Origin of the sequence: Neobacillus drentensis, assembly GCF_036965645.1 — a bacterium.
Classification (GTDB): Bacteria; Bacillota; Bacilli; order Bacillales; family Cytobacillaceae; genus Neobacillus; species Neobacillus drentensis_D.
On sequence record NZ_JBALPZ010000073.1, the window covers coordinates 1 to 20,054 of the forward strand.

Below are 20,054 nucleotides of genomic sequence, written 5' to 3' on the forward strand. Positions count from 1 at the left end.
TCAACTAAAAAGTGTCCTTCATAGCCCGAATGAAGGATACTTTTACCGTGCCAAAGTAAATTATTGTCCTTCACCAAACGCGACACTCCCGTTCCCTAAGGCTATTTCATCATTTTTACAAATGAAAACGCCACCACGCCAAATTAGTCAAATCTAATCAATAAATTGGAGTATAATATGAAATAGATTCTAGCAACAGGAGTAGTGAATAGTGAAAAAACAAACTAGCAAATATAGATGGGTCGTTTTTGCCTCGGTCTTGGTTACCTATTTTTTAATCGTCAGTCAACGGACAGCACCGGGTTTAATTTCTGACCAATTAATGAAGGACTTCAACTTAACAGCGGCAACGATTGGATTGCTGACAAGCATACAATTTCTAGCCTATGCGGGATTTCAAATCCCCATTGGAATTCTATCTGACCGGTATGGACCAAATTTCTTCCTTATCATCGGTGCTTTGTTGAACGGAATTGGTACCTTAGTCTACAGTCTCGCTCCCAATGCGTTTTTTCTTCTTTTAGCGAGATTGATGGCAGGATTAGGAGATGCCACCATTTGGGTCAACCTCGTCTTGATCCTAAGCCAATGGTTTAAAGTTAGAGAATTCGTCGGTTTACTGGGAATCGCGGGAATGGCCGGAAGCTTTGGCTTTCTGCTGGCAACCGTTCCTTTCTCAGCGTGGATTTCGTTATCAGGCTGGCGCACGCCCTTTTTTATCACAGGAATTGTCCTGGTTTTAAGCGCCGTGCTGCTATACTTTGTACTCGAAAAAAAATCAAAACAGTTATTTAAACATGATGCTGCCAAAGTGAAACAAAAGAAACCGCGCGAAAAAACAATCATCGTTCTGCGGCGGATTTTTTCGAGCCGTCAGGCTTGGGCTGCGTTCTTCTGTCATTTTGGCTTAGTAGGGACCTACGTGGGATTTATTGGGTCTTGGGCGGTTCCTTATGGGATGCATGTGTATGATATGACACGTTCGCAATCAAGCCAGCTTGTGATGATAGGATTGATCGGCGCACTCGTTGGAGCGCCGCTGACAAGCTGGCTCTCAAGCAAAATTGATTCGATTAAGCGTCCATTTATCGTGGTCCATGTGATTGCTTTTATCAGCTGGCTCGTTTTATTTTATAGTGGAAAGCCGCCATACTATATGCTCGTGATTATCTTTTGGCTGATTGGTTATGGGAATGGTTCGAGCTCCTTAACGTTTGCGATCGTTCGGAAGTCATTTGATATGAAGGAAGTCGGTGTCGTTTCGGGCTTCGCGAATACAGGGGGCTTTTTAAGTGCGGTGCTGCTGCCAAGTATTTTTGGTAAGGTATTAGACCATTTTCATACTTCTGCCGTAAGTGTTGGGTATCATTATGGATTTCTCATACCAGTCATTTTCTCACTTCTCGGATTAATCGGCGGAATCTTTATAAAAGAACAACGCCACGAAGCAAAACAGCCAAGTGAAATAACAGCATAAAAAAAGAGTCCGGATTCGGACTCTTTTTTTACGTCTTTCTGCTATTAGAACTGCAAGAATGCTAATTGAATAAAGAACAATACCGCAAACACATAGAGTAATGGATGAATCTCACGCCATTTCCCTTTTACCAATTTTAGAATAGGAAAACTGATAAATCCGAGCGCGATTCCTGTTGAAATACTAGAGGTCAGCGGCATACTTAAAACGGTAAGGAAGGCCGGAAACGCTTCATCTAATTCATTCCAGTTAATCTTAGCAATACTGCCCATCATTAAACTGCCGACAATAATTAACGCTGGTGCGGTTATCGCAGCAATTCCCGACACGGCACTAACAAGCGGTCCGAAGAAAGCAGACACCAAAAATAAAACTGACACCGTTACTGAGGTTAAACCAGTTCGTCCGCCTGCGGCAACGCCGGAAGTCGATTCAATAAACGCAGTTGTCGGGCTTGTCCCAAAAATCGATCCGACCAATGTCGCAAGTGAGTCAGAGAGCAGGGCCTGTCTAGCACGCGGCAGCTTGTCGCCCTTCATTAAACCGGCTTGATTGGCAACCCCGATCATCGTTCCTGTTGTATCAAAGATCGTCACAAGGATAAACGAAAAGACTACAGCATAAAGACTGTGTTGAATAACATCACCAAAGGCAGTGATCGGATTTCCGATCATCAGCCCTTCCGGAAGAGATGGAAGTGACATGAATCCCTTATCAAAGGAAAGCTGCCCGGTAAAGTAAGCAATCACCCCGGTAACAATCATTCCAAAAAACAAGGCACCATTGACTCTAAGGACCATCAAAATCAAAGTAACAGCCAACCCTACAATGGCTAATAGGGCTGAAGACGAATGCAGGTCACCCAAACCGACTAAATTAGAAGGATGAGCAGTAATAATTTTAGTTTGACGCAAGCCGATAAACGCGATAAATAAACCAATTCCAGCGGTAATGCCGTGCTTTAAATTCTCCGGAATCGCCTCAATCAATTTTTCCCGAAACGGTGTTAACGATAAAATAACAAAAATAATTCCGGCTACGAACACAGCGGCGAAGGCAGTTTGATAGCTAATCCCCTGGTGGCCGCCGACAACTGAATAGGCGAAGAAGGCATTCAATCCCATCCCCGGTGCGATAGCAATCGGGTAATTAGCGAAAAGCCCCATCCAAAGGGTACCAACCAAAGCGGCGATAATGGTTGCGGAAAAGACCTGTTCAAATGGTACGCCGGCATCAGCCAGAATAACAGGATTGACGACCACGATATAGACCATAGTGAAAAAGGTCGTAATCCCAGCCATCAGCTCTGTTTTTGTATTAGTATGATTTTCTTTCAATCTAAACATATAGGATCCTCCAAAATACGAACAATTTTTAGCGACTTTACTATATTATTCGTTTTTAAGTTGACTATCAATAGGTAATCTTTATTTTTTCCTATATTACCTTAGACTAAGCAAGGTTATTGTCAAAAAAAATTCATAGTTGGCAAAAGAAAAAGCCCCTCACTATGGTAATGAGTGACTATTTCAAAAAATTATTCGGCGATAATAAACGCATCGGTAATACCTGCCCGCTTCAGCTCGTCTAAACGATCTTCAGCATTATCCCGGCTGGCATAAGCCCCGGCTTGTACACGGTACCAAGTTTTACCTGAAATCGTGATGGTTGTCACAAATGAATCGATTCCTTTTGAGGAAAGGTAGGCGACCCGTTCATCGGCATTTTCTCTTGACTGAAACGAACCTGCAATGACCTTGTATAGAGTGCCTGTCCCAGGATCGGCCGGTTTTCTTTTAAGATTAAATGCTAAAGCGATCCCGTTGGCATGGCCTTGAGCGACATTCTGACGCCAGCTGGATTGCTTCATTAACGCGGCATCATGGGAATTATCGATAAAACCATTTTCTGATAAAAGGGACGGCATGTTCGATTCACGTGGAAGTTGGCCTTTTTCTGGCCGCGGTCTATTAATTGATTTAACTTGATGTTTTAAAGGTTTTGATCATCCAGACGAGTGTAATCAGGCAAGCTCCAATCGAAAACACATTAATGCCTAGATCAGCCAAGGTCTGGTGATGATTTGTCAAGTAAAGCAATAAGAAAAATAAACTGCTATATAGTCCGATAAAGATACTTTTTATACGAAGTGACCGTTTCATGGTTCCTTCCTCCTGGCGGCATGTTCACATTTGATAACGCTATTTTAATAGGTAAGCCTTACGTTTTTATTAAATTTTTGACCAACATTTTTCAGAAAAATTCAGAATATAAAAATTGGTTAAAAATATTAATTGACGTTGAGGAGGTAAATGTTATATATTTTATCATATTGATGTAAGGAAATATAACATGGAGGTGTTTCCATGAAAAAAATAGAGGCAATCATTAGACCTGAACGGCTCACAGAGACGATTAAGGGATTAAAAAGTATCGGCATCACTGGTTTTACGGTTTCCCAAGTTGTAGGGCGCGGGAAACAAAAGGATACAAAAGGTGTGTATCGCGGGAAAAATTATCAAGTGACCCTGCACCCTAAGGTGAAATTAGAAATTGTTCTATCCGATTATTTAGTAGATTCGACCATTCAGACGATTGTCAAGGCAGCGCAGACTGGAGAGGAAGGCGATGGGAAAATCTATGTCTATCCGATTCTAGAAGCCTATAACATTCGCACTGGAGAATTTGATGATGATATTGACGATTTAGTAAACCGGGAGGAAGGACGATAATGGTACTGACGTATATCAATACAGTTTGGATTGTTTTGGCAGCGGCAATGGTATTGTTTATGGAAGGCGGATTTAGCTTACTTGAAGCCGGTTTTGTCCGCACGAAAAATGCAGTGAATGTGACGATGAAAATTTTCGTGGACTTAACAATTGGTGCCTTAGCATTTTGGATGGTTGGATTTGGCGTTATGTTTGGGAAAGATGCTTTCGGATTCATTGGAACAAACTTATTTGGAAGCCCTGAAAAAATTCATCTTGCCATTCATTTGCCTAGTACGGCCTTTATTCTTTTTCAAATGGGATTTGCGGTTGCGAGTATTTCGATTATTTCAGGTGCAGTCGCAGAACGCATGAATTTCAAGGCCTATGTGGTGACGGCAGCACTTATCAGTATAGTGATCTATCCGATGAGCGGACATTGGATTTGGAATAGTGACGGCTGGTTAGCGAAGCTCGGTTTTAAAGATTTTTCCGGATCGGCGGCGATTCATGCAGTTGGCGGCTGTGCAGCATTGGCGATGGCCAAATGGCTCGGACCAAGGAAGGGCCGATTTAATTCAGATGGCAGTGTGAATGTATTTGCGCCAAGTAACATCCCGTTAGCTTCGGCAGGAGCGTTTATCCTTTGGTTTGGCTGGTTTGCTTTTAATGCCGGCAGTACATTGGATGCATCAAGTCCTGTACTTGCACCGGTTGCGATTAATACGATGCTTGCTGGAGCGAGCGGAGGAACAGCTGCTTTATTTTTAACCATGAAGAAGTTTGGGAAAGCAGACCCGAGTATGACGATTAATGGCGTGTTGGCTGGATTAGTTGCGATTACCGCCGGGTGTGCCTATGTTTCGGAATGGTCTGCTGTTATCATTGGGCTGGTTAGCGGTATCTTGGTCATTTATGCTACGCTATTTGTTGATTATTTAAAGGTAGATGATCCGGTTGGAGCGGTTGCAGTCCACGGTTTTAGCGGGATTTTTGGAACGATTGCAGTAGGCTTGTTTGATAAAACGGACGGTTTATTGACCACTGGTCATGTTTCACTCATCCTTGTTCAGCTATTAGGCGCGGTGGTTGTGCTGGCTTGGGGTTTAATTGGCGGGACGTTTATGGCGAAGGTATGTGAAAAGACGGTTGGCCTCCGCGCTACTGAGCGGGAAGAAGATGAGGGCTTAGATATGTCCTACCATGGTATTCCAGCGTATAACGAGTTGGAGCGGTTTACGGATATACCGGCAAGCTTGTTTAATTTCGAGGAGACAACGGGGATCACGGTGGCCTCGCCCTCTAGTACCAAAGTAAAAGCGGGCAATTCATTTTAAGAAAAAAGCTGGATTCGCAGGAATCCCGCTTTTTTGTTTTTAAGGAAATTATTGTTAAATCCTAACTGAGGGCTGTTTTTTCTGAAAAATGCTATAATAGGAAAGGTTTTTAATTCTAGCTAAGGGGAAATGAATATGATTCTCGTCGTTGGCGGAGCTGGTTACATTGGTAGCCATCTCGTAAAGGAATTAGTAGAAAAAGAGGATGTTGTCGTACTGGACAATCTATCAACCGGTCACCGTGAAGCGGTTGATAAGCGTGCCATTTTTGTTAAAGGGGACCTCGGTAACGAGGAAGACCTGCAAATGGTGTTCAGAAGTTATCCTATTAAAGCCGTTATGCACTTTGCTGCTTATAGCTTGGTCGGAGAGTCTGTTATAGACCCATTGAAATACTATGAAAATAATGTGGCTTCTACCTTAACGTTGTTAAAAGTGATGATTAAATTTAAAGTCAAAAACTTTATTTTTTCTTCTACTGCTGCTACATATGGGATTCCTGATGTGAAGTTAATTGATGAAGAGAGTAAGACTGCTCCGATTAATCCTTATGGACAATCTAAGTTAATGGTTGAGCAGATGCTGGCTGATTTTTCAAAATCCTATGGGTTGAATTATGTTGTACTTCGTTACTTTAACGCGGCGGGTGCTCATCAATCAGCGGCAATTGGCGAAAGCCATGAGCCGGAAACGCACTTAATTCCAATTATTCTTCAGCAGCTGTTAGGGACTCGGGAAAAAATCTCTGTGTTTGGATCGGATTATGATACAGAGGATGGCACCTGCATCCGTGATTATATCCATGTAACCGACTTGGCCAAGGCTCATATTCTTGCCCTAGAAGCCTTGTTATCAGGGGAAAAAACCGCTGAGACCTATAATTTAGGAAACGGTCATGGCTATTCGGTTAAGGAAGTCATTGAGACTTGTGAACGAGTGACGGGAATTAAGGCGAACGTAGAAATGGCGGACCGCCGTGCAGGGGATCCTGCTAGATTAGTAGCTTCGTCTAATAAAATTTTCATGGAACTTGACTGGAAAGCGGAGCGCAATCTAGAGAAGATTATTGCCGATGCCTGGAAATGGCATCAGAATCAACTATATTAATTAGTAAAAGCAATGCACTATATTAACGGTGCATTGCTTTTTTTAAAAGAATTTTCTTGGTATATTTCATTCGATCTTCTCGTGTTTCAAGGGTGGAAATTTATTATGATTATTGTTGTATCGGATATAGCGGTATTCAAATCTGAGAAGCAGCAATATTAGGTGTTGGCTTCTAATTAGCAGGTGAAATAGTGAATATCATTTCGTACCGAAAATCCTCCGTTTTTCTCCGGTTCATTGTCTCCGGCGTATTTGTGATTGTGGCAATTTTGCTAATGTTAGCAGGTTAGTTTTTTGGATGCCAGTTTATTTCGGAAGGTCATTTCCGTGATCGCCGGCATTGCCGGTATTGGCTTTTTTGGCAGGCTGTTTATCTTAATGACAATTCTAATGGTAAAAAAACCGGTATTGGTTGGTTATGATGAGAATCATTTATTTGTAAAAGGACATTCGATTAAAAGAAAGAACATTACCAAATTAGAACAAGTTTCGAGCGCTCCTGTTGGTATGTTAGGGATAAAGACGCCCGCATTTGTTATAAATTACGGCAGTGCAGGAAAGGTCGTCATCCCAACTTACCACATTTTATCCGGAAAAGAAGAAGCCGAAATCAGGAAACGCCTAAACAAATACATTAACGAAAGATAAAGCCCAAGTTGGTGCCTGTCACCATAAACAATGTCAATGAATAGTTAATGGTGCCTGTCACCATTAACAATGCCAACAACTAGTAATTAGTGACAGGCACCATTTACTATATTGATTACTTAATAATGCTGTGAGAATTGATTGTTCTCACGGCTTTTTTTGTTTCAAGGGCGGTCAATTGAATTGGGTTTTTGAACGATTATGTATGGTATAATTAATTTAGTTAATTATGGTGAATAGATAAAAATATTGTTATTATATTACATAAATTGAAATTGTGTGAAGGAGAGAGATAGTTGTGAAAAAAGTTCGTAAGGCGATTATCCCGGCTGCTGGGCTGGGTACACGTTTTTTACCAGCGACGAAAGCCATGCCTAAGGAAATGCTGCCGATCGTGGATAAGCCAACGATTCAATATATCGTGGAAGAAGCGATTGATTCAGGGATTGAGGATATCATTATCGTAACGGGTAAAGGGAAACGTGCGATTGAAGATCACTTTGATTTTGCCCCTGAGCTTGAGAAAAATTTAATGGAAAAAGAAAAATGGGATCTATTAAGTAAAGTCAACTATACGTCTAACCTTGCTGATATTCACTATATTCGTCAGAAAGAGCCTAAAGGGCTGGGCCATGCCGTTTGGTGTGCGCGTAATTTTATTGGGGATGAACCATTTGCGGTTCTGCTGGGTGATGATATCGTCCAAAGTGAGACGCCTTGTTTAAAGCAGTTAATTGATCAATATGAAGCGACTTTCTCGTCTATTATAGGTGTACAGCATGTACCGATGAATGAGACACATCGATATGGTATTGTGGACCCTTTTGAACCGGAGGGCAGACGTTATCAAGTTAAACATTTTGTTGAAAAGCCAGCACCGGGGACCGCTCCATCTAATCTTGCAATTATGGGGAGATATATCTTAACTCCTGAAATCTTTATGTATCTTGATCAGCAGGAAGCAGGTGCAGGCGGTGAGATCCAGTTAACCGATGCGATTCATAAACTCAACCAAATTCAACGCGTGTTTGCTTATGACTTTGAAGGAAAGCGGTTCGATGTCGGTGAAAAAATCGGCTTCGTCAAAACGACCGTCGAATTCGCCTTGCAGCAAGAAGAACTCCAAGACGAACTCATACAATTCCTAAAAGACCTCATCAAAGAACATGAAAACAATCCGAATATCAACATCCAGGAAGTGTAAATGGTGTCAGGCACCAGCCGCGGCTTATTGGGGCAACCCCGATAAGTCGCGGCTTTTTTGTATGGTTGGCCTTGCGCATTGTTTGTAAAGGCAGACACCTAATTGGTGATTATTCATAGGATGGATAATGATGAAATTGGGAGGGTTCCTATGTATCCATATACAAATTATTATGATGCGGTATATAGACAGTCGAATGCCTTAATACAAGAAATTGAACAGGCAATAAATGGTGAATATAGCGCCATTGAATGTTATACAAGGTTAGCCAATTTAGCTTCAAATAAGAAAGAGCGGGAGCAGATCTTGGAGATTCGTGAGGATGAGGTCAGGCATTATCAGCAGTTTGTCCATCTTTATCAAAGATTAACTGGGCATCCGCCTCAGCCGAAAATCACGGAAGAATGTCCTGACAGTTATGTAAAAGGGTTAAAATTTGCGATTGAGGATGAACAGAAAACAGTCGATTTTTATATGGAAATCGCCGATAAGGCCACTGATCCAATGGTTCAAGCGGCATTTAGGAGAGCGGCGGTTGACGAACAAAATCATGCTGTGTGGTTTTTGTACTTTTTTACAAAAGGTAAATCATAGATGTAACTGCCCCCAGTGAAAGAATATGGGGGCATTTTAGCGGGCTGAGTGCTAGGCTGGAAGGGAATCAGTCCCCGCTGTCCCCGGTTGAATTGCTGCTTTCGTGTGAATGATTATGGTCAGAGGATGATTCAGTATCGTGGTTATAATCATCATGATGAGTACTGTCGGCATTGCTTTTCTTGTTGTTTAGGCTTGGGAAAATTAAGAAGGCCAAAATAATTAATATGGTACCAAAGAACTCCTGTGTACCGAAAATTAGGTAAATACCGTACACCAGAAGGAGAACACCGATTATTCGCTGAATCATTCTTACCATTTCCAGAGACATTCCCCCTTTCGTTGAAAGTAGTTGTGAGTAAAACTTCCTTTACCTTATAGATAAATATTAAAACTTAGGACCTTTTATACGTTTATAGAAAAATCAAGCTTGGCCGTTTTTTAAGGACAAAAGCCGCCAAAAGTTAGACAGGATGCTAATGATACTTAGCCCCAACCTTTGAACATTTTGTTACATCCTCATAAATCAGAGTCTAGAATGGAAAATATTAGTATAATGGGAAAGAGGGAAAAGGTGCCTGTCACTGTATGTGCTATACTCATTGTGTAAATCGAGGAAAAGGTGCCTGACACCAAATCTTTTTATCAAGGATAAGGGAGTGATTTTATTGGTAAGAAATGTCCGTATGTGGTTTGAAGGGGCGAAGTATCATGTGACCTGCAGGGGGAACCGGAAGAGCTCGTTGTTTTTGGAAGAGGAGGATTATCAGAGGTATCTCAACCTTGTTGAAGAAACACGAATGCGTTATCCCTTTCAGCTCCATACTTTCTGCTTGATGACCAACCATACCCACCTCCAGTTGAAAACACTTGAAACTCCTCTAAGCGTGATCATGAAAAATCTCAATACGAAGTACGCGAAATATTTCAACAAAAAATATGAGTTCACCGGCCACGTGTTTGAAAAACGCTATGGTGATGAGCTTCTCAACTCTCGCGAATATGAGATTGATGTCAGCAAATATATTCATCTAAACCCGGTAGAGGCCGGAATGGTCTCATCCCCCGAAGATTACCCCTGGAGCAGCTACAGAACTTATGTGTATGGTGAAGTTCATCCGCTCATTGACCCCCAACCGATTTTATCTTACTTTCCTGATCCTGCATCCCAATATTATCAACAATATATAAATGCTCCTAAGTCCGATAAATTTTTCTGGGAAGACGGAAAACTCCTCAGGCGGGAGGGGGAGTGGTATCGATGTGGGCTCGAGTAACGAGTATCGGCTTAAAGGAATGGACGGCTACCTTGAGAGTGTAAGATAGCTGAAAAGAAAAATGGGAGTAACCGTAGCTAAATAAAATTATAAGGCTGGCCCGGACCATTGCAGACCTCCAAGGGAGCCCCATCATCAACGACCAAACCACCATCCAAGAAGTCATCCATCTCAATATGGTGTAAACAGTGACAGGCACCATTTGTAATCTCACTATAGTGCAATGAGTCACAGCCTCCAATCATGGACAAAAATCTACTTGGCAAAGACAGAGAGGGCATTGCTGCCTTCTCTGTCTTTGCTTTTCTTTTTATAAATAGTAGTAAGCTGAGTGCCATGACGGCTATTCTCCAATCAAGCTGTATAAAGAAAGGAACGGAGGCTGCCAATTCCTGTTGCGAGGACAGCTAATAACGTTAATCCAAAGGTCATGAACAGATTTTCAGTCACCTGCCCATCACTCCATTTTATCAATAACCATCTCAAATGAACCGCAGAGTCGTAGTTATACTTTATTTGCACTAAGTCGTCGTATTTCCACAAAACCAATGGCGATATTGATAGCAACGACCGAAATTAAAGGGATGCAGTGAAAACACTGCACCCCAGTTATAAATGGTGACAGGCACCATTTCCATTATCAACAGCTACTTTATTCTTCGTCTTTCTTCTGTTGCTTTTTCTGGTGTTCTTCGAGGGCGAGGAGGATGTCTTGGACGTCAATTTTGCCATCGTTGTTTAAGTCTTGTATGGTGTTTTCAGGTGCGGCCGGTGTCGGAGCAGGCCCGGCGGCAGGTGGAGCGACAACTGCAGCGGAACTCCTGGATTTACCCCCGACAAAAGTAAACACTAAAAGGATGAGAACGAGCAATCCTGCTACGCCATCGACGATATAGAAGGTTGTAGCATAATCGGACCATAGCGTTTTACTGCTATCAACTTTCTTTTCCGCATTGGTAATATATTGTTTGATCTCCGAATGATTTGGATAGATCCGCTGAACCGCCTCGAATTTTTCTAAAGCATGTTTATAATAACCGCCCCAATATAATTCCAACCCTTCCTGGAATAGCTGATCGGTTTCACTCTTCGTATTTCTTACCCCTGCCTGATTGACAAATTCCTTCACTGTATTGACTGGTACAGCAAAATTAAAGCCTTGGACCTCTTGGCCGTTGACTGTATCGCCTCTAAAGGTTAATAGTCCAATGATTTGCCCTTTATCATTAATGACTGGTCCGCCACTGTTCCCGTGGGTTGCTGCCGCATTAATTTGAATAACCGGACTTCCCTGTTCCGTCTTTTTCGACGTAGCAGAGATTTGACCAGCCGTCATCGAAGAAACTAATGATGAATCTGGTGATAAAAGATCAGAATCAGCTGCGGCAGGGTATCCGCTTACCCAAATATTTTCTTGGTTTTGAATATCATCTGAATTTCCAAGCGGGATGGTAGGCAGGTTTTTTCCTTCAATTTTTAAAACGGCGACATCTTTTCCTTCATTAATAGGGGCACCATAGCTTTTAACCTCTCCATCGAGGACATCTCCACCTGGTAATACCACCTTTAATACTCGTTGAATATCCGTGTATTGGGTATATGCCACCATGTAATTATAGGCAGTCTCGTAATCTACTTTAAAATAATCAGCCACAATAGAAACTAATTGTTCAAAAGCTTCATTAGCTATGTCTTCATCTTTCTTTTGAGTCGCTTCCACTACGTGGGCATTGGTGACAATATAGCCATCCGAGCTGATGATGGCCCCAGACCCAGATCCTCCCACTACCGATTGATTTTTTAATTGTTCAAGTATGGCCATCACTTCAGGATCATCGGGATTGTTAAACTTCCAGCTGACCACGGTATAATCGACAATTCTTACAACTGCCGGTTTTGTAAATTCAGCAAGCTTCTGCGCCTTCGCAATTTTTCCTTCGTCTGGTTTTATATTTATTAGGAAAAAGGAGGCAATAATTACCGCTATAAGCAGTAAACTAATCGGTATGGTAAAAAGGGCCTTTTTTTTCAAAATATCACCTCTTGGTTGATTTTAAAATTTACTCTGCAATATATTCCTTGGTATGGGAATGGGAAATTGTCTTATGTTAAATTATTAAAATTTGATGAAAATTTTCTAGGTCTTAAGAACTATAGAGGTGTGTAAAAGTCGCCGGGCTGTTAGGATGAAATTTTTGTTTCAATAGGCAAGGCTCAAGGTGATTTTGATGGAAGGGAGCAGCCGAGCCACTTTACTGCCTTTTAGCTCAATGAAGAATTTGTTATCATGTAAGTCATAATGGGTGTAAACATGATGGTGGCTTGACAGCCTCCATGAAAGGGGAGTTAATCACATGAAGTTAAAGAAGATTCATCACGTGGCAGTTATTTGCTCGAATTATGAAAAATCAAAGGATTTTTATGTGCGGATTTTAGGGTTAATGCCCATAAATGAAGTGTATCGTGAGGAAAGGGATTCGTATAAGCTGGATTTAGAAGTAGGAGGACACTACCAAATCGAGTTGTTTTCTTTTCCGAACCCGCCAGCAAGACTGAATCGTCCAGAAGCAGTGGGGTTAAGACACTTAGCTTTTGAGGTAGAAAACATCGAGGAAGAAGTAGCTGAGTTAGCGAAGCATGATATTTCAGTAGAACCCATCCGGGTCGATCCATACACAAACAAAAAATACACATTCTTCACAGACCCGGACGGCCTTCCCATTGAACTTTATGAAGGCTAAAAGTTAAAAACGGTGCCTGTCACCATTTCTACTACGCTCATCTTGGAATTCCATATTCACTTGGTGACCAGGTACCATAGCCGCCGCTGAAACTTGAAAATGGCTGCGGATAGGAAGTTAAACTAGCTGGTGATAATCCTGAATAGGGAGCTGGGACTGTCCCTGGAAATCCGCTACCAGCACTTCCGAAACCGTAGCCATACGGCCCTGGATTAGGTGGTGGGAACCCTCCATCACCTCCAAAACTACCTGGCAGCGTTCCTTTCATCCCACCGGCACCCAGATAGCTTAATCCAAATCCAAGTAAACTACCCAATGCCCCAAGACCAGCCCCTGAGTGTGATGGATGCCCATGGTACCCATGATGCCCGTGCCCTCCATTCTGAAATAATCCTCCATCCCCGATGGGAGAAGGGCTCCCAAAAGAATGATTGTGCTGGTAATGTCCTCCATTAGTATGCTGATAATCGTGGTGGTGTTGTACCTGATGGTGGGATTCCCCAGAGTGAGATTTTTCGCCAAAATAATGATGATTCCTAGGCTGCTGGTTCATTCCAAGATGATGCATAGGTTCCTTATAATGAAAATACAATGTTCCATACTCCTTTCTAATTTTCACTATCTTCACTATAGTCTTTGAGCTAACTCTAATAATTCTTGGGTATCAGCCCGTACTTGGTCAAATAACCAAAAACAGGAAGAAAGCTCCCGCTCGTTCACTGGTGGTGCCTGTCACCATTAGCACTGCAAACACAATGATTACAGTTTGAAACCGACGAACTTCAAATTGCAACCTTCTCAATAAAAAATACGTCTTAAGTCTTAGAGTTCTTTCCGTTTGTGGTCTATGGCAGGGAGGAGTTTTTTCGTGTATTGTAGAAGTGTAATTAATGTCATATTCTGCAAAATTTCAATGAAATTTTCATGTTTGTGAAACATTCATTTACTTCATTCGTATCAATATAAAGGATTATTAAGTCAGGAGTCGATCCATTATGAACCCAATAGTTGCATTCCTTATTCGCTCGTTTGTGGCCGTTCCCGTCACTGTCATTACATGGCTTGTCTGTTACATCCCGCTCGATTTTACTTTCTGGTCATCAACCTTGATCGCGATACTTGGCGGGGCTCTTACCCATATCATTCTCTCGTTATTTCAAAACACCAGCTATTTAAAAAAGCATCAGCTCACGAGGAAGGAATACCGTTATATTAAAAACAACCTTAAAGAAGCAAAACTAAAAATTAAACGATTGAATAAAAGCATCTTTAAAATTCGTGATATTTATTCAGTAAAGCAGCGAATTGACATAAACAGAATTACAAAAAAAATACACAAGATGACTACGAAGGAGCCAAGGCGATTCTACCAGGCGGAAGAATTTTATTTCTCGCACCTCGACTCACTCGTTGAACTGACAGAAAAATATAGTTTCCTTTCTTCACAGCCAAAACAAAATAGTGAGATGGGCCAATCCCTCATTGAAACTCGTAAAACATTAAATGAATTATCTAAAGTAATAGAAGAAGATTTATACCGGGTCATATCCGATGATATCAATACCTTAAATTTCGAAATAGATGTCGCGAAACATACGATTCAAAAGAAAAAGGAATTAAAATTTCCTGAAGAAAATAGGTGGCTAAAATGAGTGAACAAAATTCAATTCCCAAAACCGGGGATTTATTAGATGATATTCTTGCCAATCCTTTTGGAGAAACCGAACCAGTTAACCTTGCTAAAAAGCAGACACCGCAAACAAGTGAAGCACGGCCAGTCAAGTTGATAGATGTCATTCCAGAGGAAAATCGGGCCAAGGCCTACCAGCTTGCCCAACAAATTGACCCGGCCAATCATCAGGCGATGATTTCTTACGGTACCCAAGCCCAAGGAAAGCTATTATCGTTCTCCCATACCATGCTCGAGCACGTACAGAAACAGGATGTTGGGGAAATAGGTGAAATCATTAATGATCTGATGAAAAGGTTAAATGAGGTCAATCCGGATGAATTAAAGGATGGGAAGCCATCCTTATTTGCTCGTATGTTTGGAAAAATATCGGGCTCCATCCAGGAGGTTCTATCTAAATACCAAAAAACTGGAGCGCAGATTGACCGGATTAGTGTAAAGTTGGACCGGAGTAAAAACGTGCTGCTTTCGGATATTAAACTGCTCGAACAGCTTTATGAAACCAATAAGGAATACTTTCATGCTCTTAATATTTATATAGCAGCCGGGGAAATCAAACTCGAAGAAATGGAGACGAAAATCATTCCGCAGTTGAAAAAAGAAGCCGAAGCGGCCAACGACCAAATGAAGTTTCAAGAGGTCAATGATATGATTCAATTTGCGGACCGGTTAGACAAGCGTCTGCATGATTTGAAATTAAGCAGGGAGATCACGATTCAAAGTGCTCCGCAAATTCGATTGATTCAAAATACCAACCAAGCCTTGGTGGAAAAAATCCAATCATCGATCATGACTGCGATTCCATTGTGGAAAAATCAGGTGGCGATCGCGCTAACCCTAATCCGTCAGCGTCATGCGGTAGAGGCCCAAAAACAGGTTTCGAAGACGACCAATGAGCTTTTATTAAAAAATGCTGAAATGTTAAAAACCAATACCATTGAAACGGCGAAAGAAAATGAACGCGGTCTCGTTGATATCGAAACATTAAAGAAAACCCAGGAAAGCTTAATTTCCACTTTAGAGGAAACCATGCGAATCCAAGAAGAAGGCCGTACCAAACGCCGGCTCGCCGAACAAGAACTCGCCAACATGGAAAACGACCTGCGCCTTAAACTGCTAGAAATAAAGGGAAATAACCAATAACACTTAAGAATGATACTCCAGAAATAAGAAGAAACGGGGGTCCTCACTGCAAAAGAAACGCAGCTGGGACCCCCGTTTTCTATGGTGCCTGTCACCATTTCTACTATCAAGGTATCACAAATGGTGCCTGTCACCAAAATGGCACCGCAAGTTCTATTTATTTACCTGGATGGTTTCTTGGTATTCTTCGAGCGTGATTTTTCGGCTTATGATTTCCTGTGCTACTGTTTTGCCAACATAGCGCAGATGCCATGGTTCATATTGGTAGCCAGTTATATCATCTTTCCCCTTTGGATAACGAATGATAAATCCATATTCGTCGGCGTGCTTTTCCAGCCACTTAGCAGCAGCCGTCCCTGCAAAACAATCCTCTGCCGCACATTTGCCGTCACCGCCCGTTACATCAATAGCAAGACCTGTCTCATGCTCGCTGGTTCCTGGCACAGCACTGTATGTCTTCGCTGCTTTAACCCCATCGATACTTACATAGTGATTAAACAAAGCTGTTTGTGCTGCATGAGAACGATAAGCTGAAACACCAAGAAGGCTGACTCCATCTTGTTTCGCCCCGGCAAACATTCTTTCAATAGCTTGAGCTGCACTGCTTCGCATCATACGTTTTTCCACTTTCTCTTTAAAAGTAAACGGGATGTCAGGGTCAACCAAATCACTCGGCGTATAACTTTCAGGAAGTTTATTATACTTATTAACTAAGACCGGTATGGCTGAGGGATTGGCGACAACCTCAATACTTTTCTTATTGTTTAGGTTCTTCGCAGTCAACACATTTTTACTGGGAGCAGTCGGGTGACTATCAACAAAATTTTGTTTCAATGAGCATCCAGCCAGCGCGCTTCCAATTAGTACCATAGAGACCATTAATAAAGGTAGTTTTGTCATAGTAAACGTCCTTTTTTAATAAATTCACTTCCTTAACAATATGGACATAATGAAGGACTTTGAAACATCTAAGATCCACAAAAGCGACGTCTTTAACACGATACAAAATGATGGGACCAAAGCCTCTTTAATTTTTTAAAAGTGTTCCTTATAGTTTTTTTATAAGCACATAAATCGTACGAAACGGCAAAGCCATTGAAAAATGGTGACGCAAAACTACAGGGGCTAAGGTTTTTCTAAACGATGCTCGCCAGTTACCGAACACGACAAACTCCTGCGGTTTATGTAAACAACCACAATTGAGGAGGGTTTCATGTGTTAAAACTATTAAAAAAGGTCAAATACTATTATCATTTATTTCAGCATCGGCACCATCAACTGCTGCAGCAGGATTGCCTGAACGAGGAGCTTAGAATGAAGCTAAAAGTTAAAGCACTCTACCACAACAGTAAGGCAGTCGAAATTGGCTTAAAAATGTAACGGATAACAAAGATTGAAAAAGAGAAGCCTAGGATCAAATCCTAGGCTTTTCTGTTTTTTAAATAAGGAAAATGGTCTAGCTTCAGCGTACAGCCACTATTGGGCTTAAGAGACGCTTCTGATTTTCTATTTTCAAACTTCTGAACAAAGTTACAATTTCGGCAGGCGCGGCCAATTAATCTCTTTGTTACGCAGTGTTCATAATAAATTTCTTCCAAACCGCAGACAGGGCATTCGATAATATGGAATATTTGTCGTTCTCCTAGTACGGCATCTAACAATGATTCAAAATACATCAATTTCTCCCCCTATCTATTATTTCTTTAAAGAATAGCAAATACTAATAGTGAAAATAGAAGAAAATTGTCAAGGTGGACAAGAATGTTTTCGACATCCTTCAAAAAGGGAAAATAGTCATACAAAAGGAGAGAACCGTATGAAAAAGAATAATGATGAAACAAGTCAAGGGCTTAATCAAATTTTTGAAATTATCAACGCAAAAGGTGATACTGGTGAACTTGCGGAAATAGTTGAACAAAAAAATGATTCCACAAGCCAAGATGAGCAATCGGAAGGTGAGTGAAAAGACCTAGATTTATGTCTAGGCTTTTTTTGTGGACAAGTCAGAGTCTAATGTGGATAGATTACAAATATTTGTGGGTAATATTGTGAATATTGTGGATAAAAAACACATGTGTGTGGATATCCAAAAATCAAGTATGGAGACTAAAAAAAATTCAGAAGATATCCACATAATATGTGAATAAATAGAAGGAAACTGTTGATATCTTACATCACTCTGTGGATAGCCTCTCCCAATTTGTTAATAACCTGTGAGAAAAACCCTTACATTTCCCTAGACTTAATGCCTATATTCAAATAACGAAATGACATATGTCACCTAACGTTGGTGACATTCCTTACTAAAAAACATCCTCCAGTCACCATGGAAAACTAATCTAAGAGCCCCATTTAAAGCCCGTTCTCTGTTGGACAACCTTCCTCCCCAACCTTTGCTGAATATCTTATAGTAGTTTGAAAATCGAATCCAATCGCTGGCGAAAAGTTATACAAGCCATGGATTAAGTATTAATGAAACCAAAGGAGGATTTGTTCACTTGAAAATATTAATCGTCGGAACAGGGTATGTGGGGACGACAACAGGACTTGTATTTTGTGAGATGGGGCATCAGGTCACGGGGTTAGATCTGGATGACAACAAAATTCAAGCGCTGCGAGCCGGGAAACTTCATTTCTACGAGCCGGGACTTGATGTGTTACTTCGCAAGCACGTGGCGTCCAAACAGATTACTTTTACAAAAGATACAGAAATAGCAATAAAAGAGAATGATGTCATTTTTATTTGTGTTGGTACACCACAAGGCATGGATGGAAGTGCAGATCTCACCTATGTAAAAAATGTGGCCGAAACAATAGGCAGCTATATGAACCAATATAAAGTGATCGTCACCAAAAGCACAGTGCCGGTCGGGACCGCGGATTTGGTCAGCCAATGGGTCAGTGATAAGCAAACAACTACTATTCCTTTCGATGTGGTCAGTAATCCCGAATTCTTAAGAGAGGGGTCAGCTCTTCACGACGCATTAAATCCTGACCGAATCGTGATTGGCACTACAAGTGAAACGGCTGGAAAAGTGATGCGCCAACTATATCAATCTTTTACGTGTCCGATACTTGAAACGAATCCCAAGGCATCAGAAATGATCAAGTACGCTTCGAACTCCTTCCTCGCTACAAAAATTTCCTTTATTAATGAATTAGCTAGGCTATGTGATCTTCTAAATATCAATATAAATGATGTTTCCGCTGGAATGGGAATGGACCATCGGATTGGGACTCATTTTCTTCGGGCGGGCATGGGTTACGGAGGTTCTTGTTTTCCAAAGGACGTCAGTGCTTTAATTAAAGCAGCTAAGGACCACAAGCTTCCACTTTCGGTCTTAGAGAGCGTTGTGAACGTAAATGATGATCAGCCTTTATATTTAATAGATAAAATGAAAACTATCCTTGGAGAGGAATTAAAAAATAAGACGATAGCAGTGTTAGGGTTAGCATTTAAAGCAAACACCGATGATACAAGAGAATCGCCAAGTCTGGTTTTAATCAAACGCTTGGAAGCAGAACAAGCTGTGATCCGTGCGCATGATCCAATCGTCACTCTGAACAATCTACAGCAATTTAAGACCGTTGAAGAAACGGTTGCCGGTGCGGATGTCACTGTGATCTGCACGGATTGGGATGCTTATAAGAATCTGAACTGGTCAAGTATTAAACCGATAATGAAACAACCTATCATTATTGATGGGCGAAATATGTTAGATAAGGTTCAACTTGAGAGTTTAGGATTTTCCTATTTAGGAATTGCTAATCATTAATTACGGAAAAAAAGAGCTCCGACTTGAGCTCTTTTTCCTTTTGCTTCGGAAAATTATATCGTTAAAGAAGAATATAAATCATTGTATCTAACCTTGATTTGAGGATTTTGTTTAAAAAAGAAACCCGGCGTCTAGATAGGTTTTTGTTACGTAAAGATAAAGAGGAAGAAAAGTATACTTTTTTAATATAATAATTAAGGTTGACATCTTTAAATCAGGGTGCTAATATATAGAAGCTGTCAGCGAAACTACTAAACAATTAAAAAGTAGTTGTTAAAAAAGGTTGACAACAAAACAGATAACTGATAAGATATAAAAGTTGTCTCAATAAATTGCTCTTTGAAAACTA

Annotated in this window: 23 protein-coding genes and 1 riboswitch; of the genes, 14 read left to right on the plus strand and 9 right to left on the minus strand. The window is 41.1% G+C overall.

The window, feature by feature from the left end:
* Positions 1 to 211 precede the first annotated feature (211 nt).
* On the plus strand, positions 212 to 1,477 hold the full coding sequence (locus V7266_RS14630; RefSeq protein ID WP_335468627.1) for an MFS transporter: 1,266 nt from the start codon (positions 212 to 214) through the stop codon (positions 1,475 to 1,477).
* A gap of 44 nt (positions 1,478 to 1,521) precedes the next feature.
* Here V7266_RS14630 and V7266_RS14635 read toward each other — a convergent pair whose 3' ends face one another.
* From V7266_RS14635 to V7266_RS14645, 3 genes are all read right to left on the minus strand, one after another.
* Positions 1,522 to 2,823: an NCS2 family permease gene (locus V7266_RS14635; RefSeq protein ID WP_335468628.1), complete on the minus strand. Its 1,302-nt coding sequence runs from the start codon at positions 2,821 to 2,823 to the stop codon at positions 1,522 to 1,524.
* A 191-nt stretch (positions 2,824 to 3,014) separates the two neighbouring features.
* Positions 3,015 to 3,404, minus strand: a complete 390-nt coding sequence (locus tag V7266_RS14640) for an SPOR domain-containing protein (RefSeq protein ID WP_335468629.1) — start codon at positions 3,402 to 3,404, stop codon at positions 3,015 to 3,017.
* 52 nt (positions 3,405 to 3,456) lie between these two features.
* Positions 3,457 to 3,639, minus strand: coding sequence for a hypothetical protein (locus V7266_RS14645; protein ID WP_335468630.1), 183 nt, complete (start codon positions 3,637 to 3,639; stop codon positions 3,457 to 3,459).
* Positions 3,640 to 3,843: 204 nt separating this feature from the next.
* Here V7266_RS14645 and V7266_RS14650 point away from each other — a divergent pair, with 204 nt between their 5' ends.
* The 6 genes from V7266_RS14650 to V7266_RS14675 all read left to right on the plus strand — a co-directional run bounded on the left by V7266_RS14650 (position 3,844) and on the right by V7266_RS14675 (position 9,078).
* On the plus strand, positions 3,844 to 4,209 hold the full coding sequence (locus V7266_RS14650) for a P-II family nitrogen regulator (RefSeq protein ID WP_335468631.1): 366 nt from the start codon (positions 3,844 to 3,846) through the stop codon (positions 4,207 to 4,209).
* Positions 4,209 to 5,525, plus strand: a complete 1,317-nt coding sequence (locus tag V7266_RS14655) for an ammonium transporter (protein WP_335468632.1) — start codon at positions 4,209 to 4,211, stop codon at positions 5,523 to 5,525. Before V7266_RS14650 ends, V7266_RS14655 begins: the two co-directional genes overlap by 1 nt.
* Positions 5,526 to 5,660: 135 nt before the next feature.
* Positions 5,661 to 6,632, plus strand: coding sequence for a UDP-glucose 4-epimerase GalE (galE, locus tag V7266_RS14660; RefSeq protein WP_335468633.1), 972 nt, complete (start codon positions 5,661 to 5,663; stop codon positions 6,630 to 6,632).
* Between the two features lie 294 nt (positions 6,633 to 6,926).
* The gene (locus V7266_RS14665) at positions 6,927 to 7,280 is read left to right on the plus strand and encodes a hypothetical protein (RefSeq protein WP_335468634.1); all 354 of its coding nucleotides are present in this window, start codon (positions 6,927 to 6,929) and stop codon (positions 7,278 to 7,280) included.
* A gap of 298 nt (positions 7,281 to 7,578) precedes the next feature.
* Positions 7,579 to 8,484, plus strand: a complete 906-nt coding sequence (gene galU / locus V7266_RS14670; RefSeq protein ID WP_335468635.1) for a UTP--glucose-1-phosphate uridylyltransferase GalU — start codon at positions 7,579 to 7,581, stop codon at positions 8,482 to 8,484.
* 150 nt (positions 8,485 to 8,634) lie between these two features.
* Positions 8,635 to 9,078: a ferritin-like domain-containing protein gene (locus V7266_RS14675; RefSeq protein ID WP_335468636.1), complete on the plus strand. Its 444-nt coding sequence runs from the start codon at positions 8,635 to 8,637 to the stop codon at positions 9,076 to 9,078.
* A 67-nt stretch (positions 9,079 to 9,145) separates the two neighbouring features.
* Here V7266_RS14675 and V7266_RS14680 read toward each other — a convergent pair whose 3' ends face one another.
* A complete protein-coding gene (locus V7266_RS14680) occupies positions 9,146 to 9,397 on the minus strand; it encodes a hypothetical protein (RefSeq protein ID WP_335468637.1) in 252 nt (83 codons plus the stop codon).
* Positions 9,398 to 9,737: 340 nt separating this feature from the next.
* Here V7266_RS14680 and V7266_RS14685 point away from each other — a divergent pair, with 340 nt between their 5' ends.
* The gene (locus tag V7266_RS14685) at positions 9,738 to 10,355 is read left to right on the plus strand and encodes a transposase (protein WP_335468638.1); all 618 of its coding nucleotides are present in this window, start codon (positions 9,738 to 9,740) and stop codon (positions 10,353 to 10,355) included.
* Between the two features lie 77 nt (positions 10,356 to 10,432).
* Here the strand turns inward: V7266_RS14685 and V7266_RS14690 are convergent, their stop codons facing one another.
* Together V7266_RS14690 and V7266_RS14695 are read right to left on the minus strand one after the other, a co-directional pair.
* Positions 10,433 to 10,693: a hypothetical protein gene (locus V7266_RS14690; protein ID WP_335468639.1), complete on the minus strand. Its 261-nt coding sequence runs from the start codon at positions 10,691 to 10,693 to the stop codon at positions 10,433 to 10,435.
* A 314-nt stretch (positions 10,694 to 11,007) separates the two neighbouring features.
* Complete coding sequence (locus V7266_RS14695; RefSeq protein WP_335468640.1) at positions 11,008 to 12,387, minus strand: S1C family serine protease; 1,380 nt, start codon at positions 12,385 to 12,387, stop codon at positions 11,008 to 11,010.
* A 322-nt stretch (positions 12,388 to 12,709) separates the two neighbouring features.
* On the opposite strand from V7266_RS14695, the gene gloA2 reads away from it, so the two are divergent.
* Positions 12,710 to 13,096: an SMU1112c/YaeR family gloxylase I-like metalloprotein gene (gloA2, locus tag V7266_RS14700; RefSeq protein WP_335468641.1), complete on the plus strand. Its 387-nt coding sequence runs from the start codon at positions 12,710 to 12,712 to the stop codon at positions 13,094 to 13,096.
* Between the two features lie 37 nt (positions 13,097 to 13,133).
* Here the strand turns inward: gloA2 and V7266_RS14705 are convergent, their stop codons facing one another.
* On the minus strand, positions 13,134 to 13,688 hold the full coding sequence (locus tag V7266_RS14705) for a hypothetical protein (protein ID WP_335468642.1): 555 nt from the start codon (positions 13,686 to 13,688) through the stop codon (positions 13,134 to 13,136).
* Positions 13,689 to 14,091: 403 nt separating this feature from the next.
* Here V7266_RS14705 and V7266_RS14710 point away from each other — a divergent pair, with 403 nt between their 5' ends.
* A complete protein-coding gene (locus V7266_RS14710; protein ID WP_335468643.1) occupies positions 14,092 to 14,748 on the plus strand; it encodes a 5-bromo-4-chloroindolyl phosphate hydrolysis family protein in 657 nt (218 codons plus the stop codon).
* Entirely contained in the window at positions 14,745 to 15,929 is a 1,185-nt protein-coding gene (locus V7266_RS14715; protein WP_335468644.1) for a toxic anion resistance protein, read from the plus strand. Before V7266_RS14710 ends, V7266_RS14715 begins: the two co-directional genes overlap by 4 nt.
* Before the next feature lie 153 nt (positions 15,930 to 16,082).
* On the opposite strand, the gene V7266_RS14720 is transcribed toward V7266_RS14715, so the two are convergent.
* Positions 16,083 to 16,829 carry a M15 family metallopeptidase gene (locus V7266_RS14720; RefSeq protein ID WP_335468645.1) on the minus strand — a complete coding sequence of 249 codons (747 nt, stop codon included), beginning with the start codon at positions 16,827 to 16,829 and terminating at the stop codon, positions 16,083 to 16,085.
* A gap of 175 nt (positions 16,830 to 17,004) precedes the next feature.
* A riboswitch (cyclic di-GMP riboswitch) is annotated at positions 17,005 to 17,091 on the plus strand.
* Positions 17,092 to 17,144: 53 nt separating this feature from the next.
* Between V7266_RS14720 and V7266_RS14725 the strand changes: the two genes are divergently transcribed.
* On the plus strand, positions 17,145 to 17,309 hold the full coding sequence (locus V7266_RS14725; RefSeq protein WP_335468646.1) for a hypothetical protein: 165 nt from the start codon (positions 17,145 to 17,147) through the stop codon (positions 17,307 to 17,309).
* Positions 17,310 to 17,350: 41 nt separating this feature from the next.
* Here the strand turns inward: V7266_RS14725 and V7266_RS14730 are convergent, their stop codons facing one another.
* A complete protein-coding gene (locus tag V7266_RS14730; protein WP_335468647.1) occupies positions 17,351 to 17,605 on the minus strand; it encodes a hypothetical protein in 255 nt (84 codons plus the stop codon).
* A gap of 140 nt (positions 17,606 to 17,745) precedes the next feature.
* Here V7266_RS14730 and V7266_RS14735 point away from each other — a divergent pair, with 140 nt between their 5' ends.
* Both V7266_RS14735 and V7266_RS14740 read left to right on the plus strand, forming a co-directional pair.
* Positions 17,746 to 17,892: a hypothetical protein gene (locus tag V7266_RS14735; RefSeq protein ID WP_335468648.1), complete on the plus strand. Its 147-nt coding sequence runs from the start codon at positions 17,746 to 17,748 to the stop codon at positions 17,890 to 17,892.
* 535 nt (positions 17,893 to 18,427) lie between these two features.
* A complete protein-coding gene (locus V7266_RS14740) occupies positions 18,428 to 19,705 on the plus strand; it encodes a UDP-glucose dehydrogenase family protein (protein WP_335468649.1) in 1,278 nt (425 codons plus the stop codon).
* The last annotated feature ends 349 nt before the right edge of the window (positions 19,706 to 20,054 follow it).